General features: G+C 66.5%; 11 protein-coding genes. 6 read left to right on the top strand and 5 right to left on the bottom strand.

The window, feature by feature from the left end; genetic code table 11:
* Window positions 1-5: 5 nt before the first annotated feature.
* Both deoD and IEV87_RS14935 read right to left on the bottom strand, forming a co-directional pair.
* Window positions 6-710 (bottom strand): purine-nucleoside phosphorylase, encoded by a 705-nt coding sequence (gene deoD, locus IEV87_RS14940; RefSeq protein WP_188478616.1) that lies wholly within the window; start codon window positions 708-710, stop codon window positions 6-8.
* Between the two features lie 211 nt (window positions 711-921).
* Entirely contained in the window at window positions 922-2,889 is a 1,968-nt protein-coding gene (locus IEV87_RS14935; RefSeq protein WP_188478613.1) for a protein meaA, read from the bottom strand.
* 379 nt (window positions 2,890-3,268) lie between these two features.
* Here IEV87_RS14935 and ccrA point away from each other — a divergent pair, with 379 nt between their 5' ends.
* The 4 genes from ccrA to IEV87_RS14915 all read left to right on the top strand — a co-directional run bounded on the left by ccrA (window position 3,269) and on the right by IEV87_RS14915 (window position 7,351).
* Window positions 3,269-4,558 (top strand): crotonyl-CoA carboxylase/reductase, encoded by a 1,290-nt coding sequence (ccrA, locus tag IEV87_RS14930; RefSeq protein ID WP_188478612.1) that lies wholly within the window; start codon window positions 3,269-3,271, stop codon window positions 4,556-4,558.
* 176 nt (window positions 4,559-4,734) lie between these two features.
* Window positions 4,735-6,270, top strand: a complete 1,536-nt coding sequence (locus IEV87_RS14925) for an ATP-dependent DNA helicase (RefSeq protein WP_188478606.1) — start codon at window positions 4,735-4,737, stop codon at window positions 6,268-6,270.
* Window positions 6,267-6,986 (top strand): SDR family oxidoreductase, encoded by a 720-nt coding sequence (locus IEV87_RS14920; RefSeq protein WP_188478604.1) that lies wholly within the window; start codon window positions 6,267-6,269, stop codon window positions 6,984-6,986. The genes IEV87_RS14925 and IEV87_RS14920 overlap by 4 nt, the downstream gene beginning before the upstream one ends.
* Window positions 6,986-7,351, top strand: a complete 366-nt coding sequence (locus IEV87_RS14915) for a DoxX family protein (RefSeq protein WP_188478602.1) — start codon at window positions 6,986-6,988, stop codon at window positions 7,349-7,351. The genes IEV87_RS14920 and IEV87_RS14915 overlap by 1 nt, the downstream gene beginning before the upstream one ends.
* 151 nt (window positions 7,352-7,502) lie before the next feature.
* On the opposite strand, the gene IEV87_RS14910 is transcribed toward IEV87_RS14915, so the two are convergent.
* Entirely contained in the window at window positions 7,503-8,378 is an 876-nt protein-coding gene (locus tag IEV87_RS14910) for a 3-hydroxybutyryl-CoA dehydrogenase (protein ID WP_188478600.1), read from the bottom strand.
* A gap of 145 nt (window positions 8,379-8,523) precedes the next feature.
* Here IEV87_RS14910 and IEV87_RS14905 point away from each other — a divergent pair, with 145 nt between their 5' ends.
* On the top strand, window positions 8,524-9,411 hold the full coding sequence (locus IEV87_RS14905; RefSeq protein WP_188478598.1) for a DUF6473 family protein: 888 nt from the start codon (window positions 8,524-8,526) through the stop codon (window positions 9,409-9,411).
* Between the two features lie 54 nt (window positions 9,412-9,465).
* On the opposite strand, the gene IEV87_RS14900 is transcribed toward IEV87_RS14905, so the two are convergent.
* Entirely contained in the window at window positions 9,466-10,392 is a 927-nt protein-coding gene (locus IEV87_RS14900; RefSeq protein ID WP_188478597.1) for an electron transfer flavoprotein subunit alpha/FixB family protein, read from the bottom strand.
* A complete protein-coding gene (locus tag IEV87_RS14895; RefSeq protein ID WP_188478595.1) occupies window positions 10,392-11,150 on the bottom strand; it encodes an electron transfer flavoprotein subunit beta/FixA family protein in 759 nt (252 codons plus the stop codon). The genes IEV87_RS14900 and IEV87_RS14895 overlap by 1 nt, the downstream gene beginning before the upstream one ends.
* A 231-nt stretch (window positions 11,151-11,381) precedes the next feature.
* On the opposite strand from IEV87_RS14895, the gene ggt reads away from it, so the two are divergent.
* The gene (ggt, locus tag IEV87_RS14890; protein WP_188478593.1) at window positions 11,382-13,184 is read left to right on the top strand and encodes a gamma-glutamyltransferase; all 1,803 of its coding nucleotides are present in this window, start codon (window positions 11,382-11,384) and stop codon (window positions 13,182-13,184) included.
* Window positions 13,185-13,269 lie beyond the last annotated feature (85 nt).

Here is a 13,269-nt window from a genome sequence, read left to right as displayed (position 1 = left end):
CCCGGTCAGGAGAACGCGGCTTCCAGCGCGATCTCCACCATGTCGCCGAAGCTCTTTTCCCGGTCGGCGGCAGGAAGGGCCTCGTGTGTCTTGAGATGGTCCGACACGGTCAGAACGGCCAGCGCGCGGCGGCCGTAGCGGGCGGCGAGGGTGTAAAGCTCCGCCGCCTCCATCTCGACGGCGAGGATGCCGTGCCGCTCCATCGCCTCGTCGAGGTCGGGCCGTTCGGCATAGAAGACATCCGCCGAATAGATGCCGCCGGTGTGGGTCTTCACGCCTTTCGCCTCGGCGGCGTGGAAAGCCTTGTGCAGAAGGCCGAAGTCGGCGGTCGGGGCGAAGTTCACCTCGCGAAAGAAACCGAGCGAGGGGGTGGAGACCGACGTGGCCGACATGGCGAGGATCACGTCGCGGATGCCGACATGGTCCTGCATGGCGCCGCAGGACCCGATCCGGATAAGCGTCTGCGCTCCGTAGTCGCGGATCAGTTCGTTGGCGTAGATCGACAGCGACGGCATGCCCATGCCCGAGCCCTGGATCGTCACCCGGTGGCCGCGCCAGGTCCCGGTGAAGCCGAGCATGCCGCGCACCTCGTTCACCAGTTCCGCGCCGTCCAGGAAGGTCTCCGCCGCCCATTTCGCCCGGTACGGGTCTCCGGGCATCAGCACGGTTTCGGCGATCTGGCCGGGGGCGGCCCCGATATGGATGGTCATCTGGTGTCTCCCGCTTGGTTCGCGGGGACTATCGGCACAGGAGGGGGAATTGTCCACGGCGACGCGGCGGGTGATGTCACGCCGGTGGCACAGGCGCGTCGCCTCCGGCGGGGATATTTGTCGGCAAGATGAAACGTGTTCCGGCTTCATCTTGCCTGAAATATCCCGGGGTCGCCGCGCAGCGGCGGCAGGGGCAGCGCCCCTGTCCGTCCTATTCCGCCGCGACGGCCTTGGGATCGGCGAGCGAGACCACATCCATCATGATGGCGTTCAACTGGAAATCCTTGGGTGTGTAGACCTTGGCGACCCCCATGGCGAGCAGCCGGCGGGCGTCCTCGTCCGGAATGATGCCGCCGACGATCACCGGCGTGTCCGAGAGCCCCGCCTCGCGCATGCGGGTCATCACTTCCTCCACCAGCGGAAGGTGCGAACCGGACAGGATGGACAGGCCGACCACATGGGCCTTCTGATCCAGGGCGCGGGTCACGATCTCTTCCGGCGTCAGGCGGATGCCGTCGTAGTTGATGTCCATGCCGCAGTCGCGGGCGCGGAAGGCGATCTGTTCGGCTCCGTTGGAATGGCCGTCGAGGCCGGGTTTGCCGATGACGAACTTCAGCCGGCGGCCGAGCTTGTCGGACACCGCATCCACCGCGTCCCGGATGTCGTCCAGCCCCTCGGTCTTGTTCGAGACGGAGGCGGAGACGCCCGTCGGCCCCCGGTATTCGCCATGCACGGCGCGCATCTGCGCAGCCCATTCACCGGTGGTGACCCCGGCCCTGGCCGCGGCGATGGAGGCCGGCATGCAGTTTTCGCCCTTGGCGGCGGCTTCACGCAGGGCGGCGAGGGCGGCTTTCACCGCCGTTTCGTCGCGTGCCGCGCGCCAGGCCCTGAGGCGGTCGATCTGGTCCGCCTCGACCGCCGGGTCGACGGTCATGATACCGCCGTCTTCGCCCATGAGCGGCGACGGCTCTGCCTCGATCCAGCGGTTCACACCGACGACGATGGTCTCGTTCGTTTCGATCCGGTTGACCCGTTCGGCGTTGGATTCGACCAGCCGGGACTTCATATAGTCGATCGCCGCAACAGCGCCGCCCATGGAATCGAGGTTGGCGAGTTCGGCGCGGGCACCGTTCTTGAGCGCCTCGACCTTGGCGTCCACGGCGGGGTTGCCGTCGAAGAGATCGCCGTATTCCAGCAGGTCGGTCTCATAGGCCATGATCTGCTGCATGCGAAGAGACCACTGCTGGTCCCAGGGGCGGGGCAGGCCAAGCGCCTCGTTCCAGGCGGGCAGCTGCACGGCGCGGGCGCGGGCCTTTTTCGACAGCGTCACGGCCAGCATCTCGATCAGGATGCGGTACACGTTGTTTTCCGGCTGCTGTTCGGTCAGGCCGAGGGAGTTGACCTGAACGCCGTAGCGGAAGCGGCGGAACTTGGGATCCTCGACTCCGTAACGTTCGGCGCAGATTTCGTCCCACAGGTCGACGAAGGCGCGCATCTTGCACATCTCGGTGACGAAGCGGATGCCGGCGTTCACGAAGAAGGAGATGCGGCCAACGACGGTCGGGAAGTCCTCTGCCGGGACGCGGGGCCTAAGTTCGTCCAGCACCGCCATCCCGGTTGCCAGGGCGTAGGCGAGTTCCTGTTCCGGCGTCGCGCCCGCCTCCTGCAGGTGGTAGGAGCAGACGTTCATCGGGTTCCACTTGGGAACCTCGAGATAGCAGTATTCGGCCACGTCGGCGATCATCTTGAGGCTGGGCGCGGGCGGGCAGATGTAGGTGCCCCGGCTCAGGTATTCCTTGATGAGGTCGTTCTGCACCGTGCCCTGCAGGACCTTCGGGTCGGCGCCCTGTTCCTCGGCCACGGCGATATAGAGCGACAGCAGCCAGGGGGCGGTCGCGTTGATCGTCATGGAGGTGTTCATCTCGGCCAGCGGGATCTGGTCGAAGAGCGTGCGCATGTCGCCGAGATGAGAGATCGGGACGCCGACCTTGCCGACCTCGCCGCGCGCCAGAACGTGATCGCTGTCGTATCCGGTCTGGGTCGGCAGGTCGAAGGCGACGGACAGGCCGGTCTGCCCCTTGGCAAGATTGCCGCGGTACAGTTCGTTGGACGCCGCGGCCGTCGAATGCCCCGAGTATGTGCGGAACAGCCAGGGCTTGTCCTTCTTCGTCTCGGTCATGTCGGGCCTCCGGATTCGGTTGCGCAAGATTATTACGTCTGAGTGTGGGTATAGGAAAGAATGTGGCCATGTCAATTCGCCGCGTCGCGGCGACACCCCTGAAGTCTAGCACGACAGCGCCACGGTGCGGGCAGAATCCTTTGACCCGGACCCCGCCGTCCGAATTTTCTGGCCCGACTCGTCCCTGTGGAGGCAGAGTCTGACAGGGCATTGCCCTTTCCCGGAGGTGCCCTGAAGTGTCTGGTCAGGGCTGGGATCGGCTGCGACATAAAATTACAAAACAAAGCCGAAAATCATTGCAATGTTGCGAGACGGATTATATCCCGTCACTCAGCCCGCCGCGATTCTGCAATGCGGCATCAGTTTGAAGGAGGTTCCAATGGCACTGGACACGGATACGGGCATCGCACCCTACGACGCCCCGGAGAAAGACCTCTACGAGATCGGCGAACTGCCGCCGCTCGGCTATGTGCCCAAGAAGATGTACGCCTGGGCGATCCGGCGCGAACGCCACGGAGAGCCTGACGTCAGCTTCAAGAAAGAGGTCGTCGATACCTGGCAGGTGGACAGCCACGAGGTGCTGGTTCTCGTCATGGCCGCTGGCGTGAACTACAATGGCGTCTGGGCCGGGCTCGGGCAGCCGATCTCTCCGTTCGACGTGCACGGGCAGGATTTCCACATCGCGGGATCGGATGCCTCGGGCATCGTGTGGGCGGTCGGGTCCGCGGTGAAGAACTGGAAGGTGGGCGACGAGGTCGTGATCCACTGCAACCAGGACGACGGCGACGACGAGGAATGCAACGGCGGCGACCCGATGTTCTCCCCCACGCAGCGGATCTGGGGCTACGAGACCGGCGACGGCTCCTTCGCGCAGTTCACCAAGGTGCAGGCGCAGCAGCTGATGCCGCGCCCCAAGCACCTGACCTGGGAAGAGAGCGCCTGCTACACGCTGACGCTGGCGACCGCCTACCGGATGCTGTTCGGCCACCACCCGCATGAGCTCAAGCCCGGCCAGAACGTGCTGGTCTGGGGCGCCTCCGGCGGGCTCGGTTCCTACGCGATCCAGCTGGCGGCGACGGCAGGGGCCAATGCGATCGGCGTGATCTCGGACGAATCCAAGCGTGATTTCGTCATGGCCCAGGGGGCCAAGGGCGTCATCAACCGCAAGGACTTCAAGTGCTGGGGCCAGCTGCCGACGGTGAACAGCCCCGAGTACAATGAATGGCTGAAAGAGGCGCGCAAGTTCGGCAAGGCGATCTGGGAGATCACCGGCAAGGGCGTCTCGGTCGACATGGTGTTCGAACATCCGGGCGAGTCGACCTTCCCGGTGTCCACGCTGGTGGTGAAGAAAGGCGGGATCGTGGTGATCTGCGCCGGGACCACCGGGTTCAACTGCACCTTCGACGTGCGTTACATGTGGATGCACCAGAAACGCCTGCAGGGCTCGCATTTCGCCAACCTCAAGCAGGCGGCCAGCGCGAACCGGCTGATGCTGGAGCGCCGGCTCGATCCCTGCATGTCCGAACTGTTCCCGTGGGACGAGATCCCGCAGGCGCACATGAAGATGCTGCGGAACGAACACAAGCCCGGCAACATGGCGGTGCTCGTCCAGTCGCCGCGCCCGGGGCTTCGGACCGTGGAAGACGTGCTGGCGGCCGGGAAGGCCTGAGCCCGCTGACAGGCGCCGGAGGGCTCTGCCCTCCGGACCTCCCGGGATATATCGGGCAAGATGACATGGACCCGGCTGCCATTCATCTTGCCGGAAATATCCCGGGGTTCGGGGCAGCGCCCCGGCGGGCGACGCCGCCGCTGGCCTATCGGGTCGGGTGATTGTAACGTTCGCGCATGACGCTTCCCTCCGTAACGTTTTCGCATGACCAGGCCGAGGCCTTCGACCGTATAGCGGAGGCGCTGCGGGCCGACGGGGTGGATCTGGAGGACGGCACCGTGCGGCCCCCCGGCGCCGGGAAGGGGCAGGTGCTGGCGGTGACCGGCAAGGCGGGGTCGGGCAAGACCCTGCTGCTGTCGGCGGTATCGCAGGCGGCGCAGGCGGCCGGGGTGACGCTGATCTCGGGCGATTACGAACCGAAAAAGACGCAGCAGCGGCGCACTCTGGCGATCCTTGCGCCGACCAACAAGGCGGCTTCGGTCCTGCGGCTGCGCGGGGTTCCGGCGACGACGATCCACCGCATTCTTTACACGCCCGTCTACGACCCGGAATACGAGCGGATTGCCGAATGGCTGGCCGGGGAAGGGGAGCGGCCGGTGATCGAGGGGCTGACCGATGCGGCGCTCGACCGGGCGCATGCGTTCTACCAGACGAACAAGTCGGTGCCGGGGGCGCTGGCGACTGCGGGGCTGCGCGGGTCGGATTTCATCACCGGGTGGAAGCGTCGCGACGATCCGCTGGACATGGGGCTGATCGACGAGGCCTCGATGCTGGACGACCGGCAGTTCGACGACCTGAGGGAGATTTTTCCGACCCTGCTGCTGTTCGGCGATCCGGCGCAGCTGGCCCCTGTCGGGCAGTCGGGGCAGATGGTGTTCGAACGGCTGGCGGCGCCGCAGGTCATGCATCTGGACCGGGTGCACCGGCAGGATGCGGACAACCCGATCCTGGACCTCGCCCATGCCCTGGCCGACCCCGCGCTCGGCTTCGAGGATTTCGAGCGCATGGTCGAGGACAAGGCGAAGGCCGATGACCGCGTGGTTTGGGGCCAGCGGGTCGAGGTCGATCTCATGGCGCGGTCTCCGGTTCTTGTCTGGCGCAACGCGACGCGGGTGCGTCTGATCAACGCCTTCCGGTCGGTGCACGGCGCGCCGGAGGATGCGCTTCTGCCCGGAGAGCCGCTGATCTGCGACGGGATCGAGCTGCCTCTCAAGCACCGCAAGAAGCGGCTGGACCTTGAGGCGCGGGGGCTCATCAAGGGGGCGCAGGTGGTCTACCTCGGCCCCGGGTCGAAGCCGGGATTCTCGCGCCTGCATGTGGTGGGGGCGGAGAGCCCGCAGGTGTCCGCCGCGTCCATCGTGAAGATCGAGAAGCCGGAGGAGGAAGAACCCTTCATTCCCTACGCCGCGCGCATGGGCGCGACCTTCCTGCACGGGGCGGCGGTGACGATCCACAAGGCGCAGGGGTCGCAGTGGCCCGAGGTGCAGGTCTTTGCGCCCGACCTTTTCGTCGCCGCGCGCATGGGGCGGAACGAGGCGGGGCAGCCGCTGTGGAAGCGGCTGGCCTATGTGGCGATCACGCGGGCCGAGACGCGTCTGATCTGGGTGGTGCGGAACCGGCTGGCGAAGCCCTCGGTGCCGCTCGGCGTCGAGGATCTCGCCACGGTCCCGGCGGCGCCGCTGGCGCTCGAGGTCGAGGAGGACGGGATTTGAAGGCGGTACTTGTGACGGGGGCCAGCGGCGGCATCGGCCGGGCGACGGCAGAGCTGTTTCTTGCACGCGGCTGGCGGGTCGGGGTGATGGCGCGGCGGGAGGACGTGCTCCGCTCGGTCTTCGGCGGGCAGTCGGGCGCGGTGATCCTGCCGGGCGATGTCACGGACGAGGCGGCGGTGGAGGCGGTCTTCGACCGGTTTGTCGCCGAAGCCGGGCGGATCGACGTGCTGTTCAACAACGCGGGCATGTTCGGGCGGTCGGACACCATCGACGGGCTGTCGCTGGCGGAATGGCGGCAGGTGGTGGACGTGAACGTGACGGGCATGTTCCTGTGCGCCCGGGCGGCCTTCGCCCAGATGAAGGCGCAGGTGCCGCAGGGCGGGCGGATCATCAACAACGGGTCGATTTCGGCGCATGTCCCGCGCGAGGGGGCGGTGGCCTATACCACGACGAAGCACGCGGTGACCGGCATGACGCGGGCGCTGTCGCTGGACGGGCGGGCCTTTGACATCGCCTGCGGGCAGATCGACATCGGCAATGCGCGGACGGAGCTGCTCGAGGGGCTGATCGCGCGGACCCCGGACAATCCGCCGCCGTCGATGGATGTCTCTCACGCGGCGGAGGCGGTGTTGCACATGGCGGAGCTTCCGCCAGAGGCCAACGTGCAGTTCATGACGGTGATGGCGACCAAGATGCCTTATATCGGGCGAGGGTGATGCGGGACCTTGCCGACCTGGCCGGTCGTGTGCTGATCGCGATGCTGTTCCTCGGCGGGTTCGTGCAGAAGGTTTCGGACCCCGGGCCGGTCGCGGGCATGATCCGCAGCATCGGCCTGCCGGGGTGGTTCGTCTGGCCGGTGGCGGCGTTCAACCTGATGGCGGCGGTTTGTCTGGTCTGTGGGCCGCGGGTGCGGGTATGGGCGCTGATCCTCGCGGTCTACTGCATCTTCACCAGCTGGTTTCACTGGCAGCTGCGGTCGGACCCCTGGCAGGTGACGATCGCGGTCAAGAACTGGGCGATTGCGGGCGGGCTGCTGGTGCTCTGGGCGCATGGCCCGGGCCGTTTCGTCCGCTGGCGGTAGCCGGCCTGTCCCACATCGCCTGCCCGCGGTTGCGGGGGGCGGCGACGTCCCGGGTAATGAGCCGGGGACCTTCGGTCTGCGCTCGCGATGGACGGAGGAAGATCCTCGGGTCAAGCCCGAGGATGACGGCCCGCGGGACGGATGCGGGGGCCTACCTGGTTGGAACAGGCGTTTCCCCGCGATAGTCATAGAAGCCCCGGCCGGTCTTGCGGCCCAGCCAACCGGCCTCGACGTATTTCGTCAGCAGGGGGCAGGGGCGGTACTTCGTATCGGCCAGCCCGTCGTGCAGCACGTTCATGATCGCAAGGCAGGTGTCCAGCCCGATGAAATCCGCCAGTTCGAGCGGGCCCATTGGGTGGTTCGCGCCCAGCTTCATCGACCCGTCGATGGACTTTACGTTGCCGACGCCCTCGTAAAGCACGTAGACCGCCTCGTTGATCATCGGCATCAGGATGCGGTTGACGATGAAGGCGGGAAAGTCCTCTGCGCTCGCCGCCGTCTTGCCCAGCTTTTCGACCACGGCGAGGCAGGCGTCGTAGGTTTCCTGATCCGTCGCGATGCCGCGGATCAGTTCGACCAGCTGCATCACCGGCACCGGGTTCATGAAGTGAAAGCCCATGAACTTCTCGGGCCGGTCCGTGCGCGAGGCGAGCCGGGTGATCGAGATGGAGGAGGTGTTCGAGGTCAGGATCGTCTCGGGCTTCAGGTGCGGCAGCAGGTCCTTGAAGATCGAATCCTTGATGGTCTCGCGCTCCGTCGCGGCCTCGATCACCAGGTCGGTCGGGCCGAGGTCGGCCAGAGTCTGGGTGGTCCGGATACGGGACTGCGCGGCGGTCTTGTCCTCCTCGCTCACCAGCCCGCGGCTGACCTGCCGCGCGAGGTTGCGGTCGATCTGGGTCACCGCGCGGTCAAGCGCTTCCTGGCTGATGTCGGTCATGATGACGTCATAGCCCGCCAGCGCACAGACATGGGCGATGCCGTTGCCCATCTGGCCTGCGCCGATCACGCCTACCGATTTGATCTCCATCGCGTCCCCCGTACTTGCTGGTTGCAGAGTGGCCAATACCGCCCCGCCCCGCAAGTACAGAGGAATTGCCGTTAATGCCAGATTTAGGGGAATGGAAAGATTCTCGGGTCACACAGGGGGCGGGTGAAAAAAATGTGGTGTTGGGATGACCTTCGAACGACTCGGGCCGAAAGGCCTGGATTACAGACCGTGCCGGTACGGCGCGTCGCAGCTGCTGTTCCGCGGGCCGAAGCAGGACCTGCGGGAACCGCATGTACTGTTCCTTGGCGGAACGGCGACCTACGGCAAATTCCTGCAGACCCCTTTCCCGTCGCTGGTGGCGGAAGAGACCGGGATCCCGGCGGTGAACCTGGGCGTGGTGAACGCGGGGGCGGATCTCTACCTCAGCGATTCGTCTCTGATGGACCTGACCCGGGGGGCGACTGTCACGGTGCTCAAGGTGCTTGGCGCGCAGAACCTGTCGAACCGCTATTACACGGTTCATCCGCGCCGGAATGACCGGTTCGTGCAGGCCTCGGCCCTGCTCAAGACGATCTACCGGGACGTGGATTTCACCGCGTTCCATTACACGCGCCACTTGCTGTGTCACCTTGAGGACCTTTCGCCGGAGCGTTTCGCGATCCTCGTGGCAGAGCTCAAAGAGGCCTGGGTGGCGCGCATGGGCGACCTGATCGCGGCGATCGACGGGCCGGTCGTGCTCAACTGGTTCTCAACGCGGCCGATGTCGGTGGATTTATCCTGCCGGATGCCCATGGCAGAGCAGGGGGATCCGCTGTTCGTCGACGGAGAGATGATCGACCGGTTGCGCGGCAAGGTTGCGGAGGTCGTGGAAACCGTGCCGGAGGCGCAGGCCGGAACGGAGGGCATGGTGTTTTCGCAGATGGAAGCGGCGGCGGCCCGGACCCAGTTCAATGCCTGCGCGCATGCGGAGAATGCCGCGAACATCGCCGCAGCGCTGCGGCGGCTGGTGCCGGAGGCCACTGAGGAGCAGGACCGACCGCAACGCCGGGCGGACGACATCCCGCAAACATGAAAGGCCCGCCGGTGCGGCGGGCCTTTGTCTTCGTTCCGAGGCAGGGGCCCGAAATCAGAGCTTTTCGACCAGTTCCGGCACGGCGGTGAAAAGGTCTGCAACCAGTCCATAGTCGGCGACCTGGAAGATCGGGGCCTCTTCGTCCTTGTTGATCGCGACGATGACCTTGGAGTCCTTCATCCCGGCAAGGTGCTGGATCGCGCCCGAGATGCCGACCGCAACGTAAAGGTCCGGTGCCACGACCTTGCCGGTCTGGCCGACCTGCCAGTCGTTCGGGGCGTAACCGGAGTCGACCGCCGCACGGGATGCGCCGACGGCGGCGCCCAGCTTGTCGGCGAGCTTCTCGATCAGGGCGAAGTCGTCTTTGGAGCCGACACCGCGCCCGCCCGAGACAACGACGCCTGCGGAGGTGAGTTCCGGGCGGTCAGAGGCCGCGACCTTGTCCTCGACCCATTCCGACAGGCCCGGATCCTCGGCCGTGGCGGCGTCGGAGACAGAGGCGGAGCCGCCGTCACCGGCCGCGTCGAAGGTGGAGGTCCGGAAGGTGATGACCTTCTTCGCGTCCTTGGACTTCACGGTCTGGATCGCGTTGCCGGCGTAGATCGGACGCTCGAACGTGTCGGCGTCGACCACACCGGTCACGTCGGTCAGGATCATCACGTCCAGCAGCGCGGCGACGCGCGGCATGATGTTCTTGGCGTCGGTCGTCGCCGGGGCGACGATGTGGGAATAGTCCCCGGCCAGCGACACGATCAGCGCCGCGGTCGGCTCCGCGAGGCGGTGGCCGTAGAGCGCATCCTCGGCGACCAGCACGGCCTTGACGCCGTCGATCTTGGCGGCTTCGGCGGCGGCATCCTTGGCCTTCGCGCCAACGGCCAAAACCGTCACGTCGCCCAGGGCCTTCGCGCCCGACACGGCCTTGGCGGTGGCGTCCATCGCCAGCGCGCCGTCGTTGATTTCGGCAAGCAGAAGAACGGCCATCAGACGATCCCCTTCTCTTTGAGTTTCGCAATCAGCGTGTCGACGTCCGGCACCATCTCACCGGCCTTGCGGGCCTCGGGTTCGGAGGTCTTCACGATCTCCAGCCGCGGTGCGACATCGACGCCGAAGTCGGCGGCGGTCTTTTCGTCCAGCGGCTTCTTCTTCGCCTTCATGATGTTCGGCAGCGACGCATAGCGCGGTTCGTTCAGGCGCAGGTCGGCGGTGACGATGGCGGGCAGCTTGACCTTGATGGTCTGCAGGCCGCCGTCGACCTCGCGGGTGACAGTGGCCGAATCGCCGTCGATGGACAGCTCGTTGGCGAAGGTCGCCTGCGACCAGCCAAGCAGCGCCGCCAGCATCTGGCCGGTCGCGTTCATGTCGTTGTCGATCGCCTGCTTGCCGGCAATGACCAGGCCCGGGGCCTCTTCGTCGATCACGGCCTTGAGGATTTTGGCGACGGCCAGCGGTTCGATGTCGGTGTGCACGTCATCGGCGGCAGTGACGAGGATCGCGCGGTCTGCGCCCATGGCCAGCGCGGTCCGCAGGGTTTCCTGCGCCTGCTTGACGCCGATGGAGACGACGACGACCTCTTCGGCCTTCCCGGCCTCCTTCAGGCGGATCGCCTCTTCGACGGCGATTTCGTCGAAGGGGTTCATCGACATTTTCACGTTGGCAAGATCGACGCCCGATCCGTCCGCCTTCACGCGGACCTTCACGTTGTAGTCGATCACGCGTTTGACAGGCACAAGCACCTTCATCTGCGGTCTCTCCCTTTGCAATTCCGGGGCACGCCGCGGATTCGCGGCGCGCGGTTCTCGCGATGTGATATAATCTTGAAGGCAGGGGGGACAGATCAAAATCGACCCTTTACCGCGACAGGACGCCGCGAAATTCCGATTTGCGGGCATCAATTCCGCCAGTCGGAATAATGGTCCTCCCGGGAATTGCCGCTATCATTGTCGCACCTCACCAGAATCGGAGCCTGCCCGATGCGTCGGATTCCCCGCCTTTCCCTGATCCTCCTCTGCCTTGCCATGCCCGCCGGGGCGCAGCAGGCCACCGATGCCGTCCCGCCCGAGATGACGACGGACCTCTCGGCAGATATTGCGGATCCCGCACTCCGCGCCTCGCAGGAGGCGAAGCGGGACGGCAAATCCGTCTTCGCGGCGAACTGGATGATTTCCGCCGCGCATCCCGAGGCAGTCAAGGCCGGCGCCGACGTGCTGCGTGACGGCGGGACGGCGGCGGATGCCATGGTGGCGGCGCAGGCGGTGCTGGGGCTGGTGGAACCGCAGAGCTCCGGGCTCGGCGGCGGTGGCTTTCTCCTCTACTACGACGCGGATCTGGGTGAGCTTTTCACGCTCGACGGGCGCGAGACCGCGCCGCTCGACGCAACGCCGTTGCTGTTCCAGGACGAAACGGGCCAGCCTCTCGGTTTCTTCGACGCGGTGGTCGGCGGGCTTTCGGTCGGCGTGCCGGGCACGCCCGCGCTGATGGTCGGGGCGCATGACAGGTGGGGCGAAAAGCCGATGGCCGAACTTCTCGGCCCGGCAATCGGACTGGCGGAGGGGGGATTCACCGTGTCCGCCCGGCTGGGCGCCATGGTCGCGGCGGATGCGGACCGGCTGGCCATGCATCCCGAAACGGCAGACTACTTCCTGCCCGATGGCGTGCCGGTGAAGCAGGGCGACCTGCTTCAGAACCCGGGCTATGCCGCGACCTTGACCCTGATGGCCGAGGAGGGCGTCGTGCCCTTCTACGACGGAGAGATCGCCACCGACATCGTCGCGGCCGTGCAGGGCGCGGTGCGTCCGGGGATGCTTAGCGAATGGGACCTTCGGAACTACACGATCAAGGAGCGGGACCCGGTCTGCGTCGAGGTGCTGGCGCATGAGGTCTGCGGCATGGGGCCGCCATCCTCGGGCGGGGTCGCGGTCGGGCAGATCCTCGGGATGATGGCGGCCGCCGCGCCGACCTCTCCGCCGGAGGGGGCGGCGAATGCGACCGGAGAGGTCGATGCGCTGACGCTCATGGGCAATGTCTCCCGCCTCGCCTTCGCGGACCGGGGGCGGTACCTGGCGGACAGCGATTTCGTGCCGGTGCCGGTGAAAGGCCTGCTCGATCCCGGATACCTGCGGGCGCGGGCGGAACTGGCGGGTTCGGTCGAAGCACGCAGGGCGGTCTTTCCCGGCAATCCCGCCTTCGATCACGCGCTGCTGTGGGCGGACCACGCCGGACGGGCGCTGCCGTCGACCACGCACCTGTCCATCGTCGACAGCTACGGCAACGCGCTGTCCCTGACGTCGAGCATCGAGAACGCCTTCGGATCGCGGGTGATGGTGCGCGGCTTCCTGCTGAACAACCAGTTGACCGATTTTTCCTTCCGCTCGCACGAGGGCGGCGTGCCGGTGGCCAACCGGGTGGAGCCGGGCAAGCGCCCCCGGTCGTCGATGGCGCCGACCATCGTGCTGAAGGACGGCAAACCGGCGCTGGTCATCGGCTCTCCGGGCGGGAGCCGGATCATCGGCTATGTGGCGGAATCGGTCTGGCGGTATCTCAACGGAGCGGAGATCCAGCAGGCCATTTCCGGGGCGCATGCGGTCAATCGCTTCGGCCGTTATGACGTGGAGGCCGGACCGCGGGCGGAGGAGCTTTCCGCCCTGCTGCAGGCGCGGGGGTTCGAGACGGAGATCACGGATCTGAACAGCGGTCTGCATGCGGTGGCGGTGACGGAGGACGGGCTGGCGGGGGCAGCGGATCCCCGGCGCGAGGGGATCGCCTACGGGGAATAGGGAACGCTCCCCTCCCTCGGGTCGGGACCGAGGATGACGCTCGAACGAGGCGCATGAGACCCGGGACGGACGAAATCCGCCTCCC

This window comes from Primorskyibacter flagellatus (genome assembly GCF_014638275.1).
Lineage (GTDB): Bacteria > Pseudomonadota > Alphaproteobacteria > Rhodobacterales > Rhodobacteraceae > Pseudooceanicola > Pseudooceanicola flagellatus_A.
Note: the sequence above shows the minus strand (reverse complement) of the source record. Positions and strands in the feature narration are given on the sequence as shown.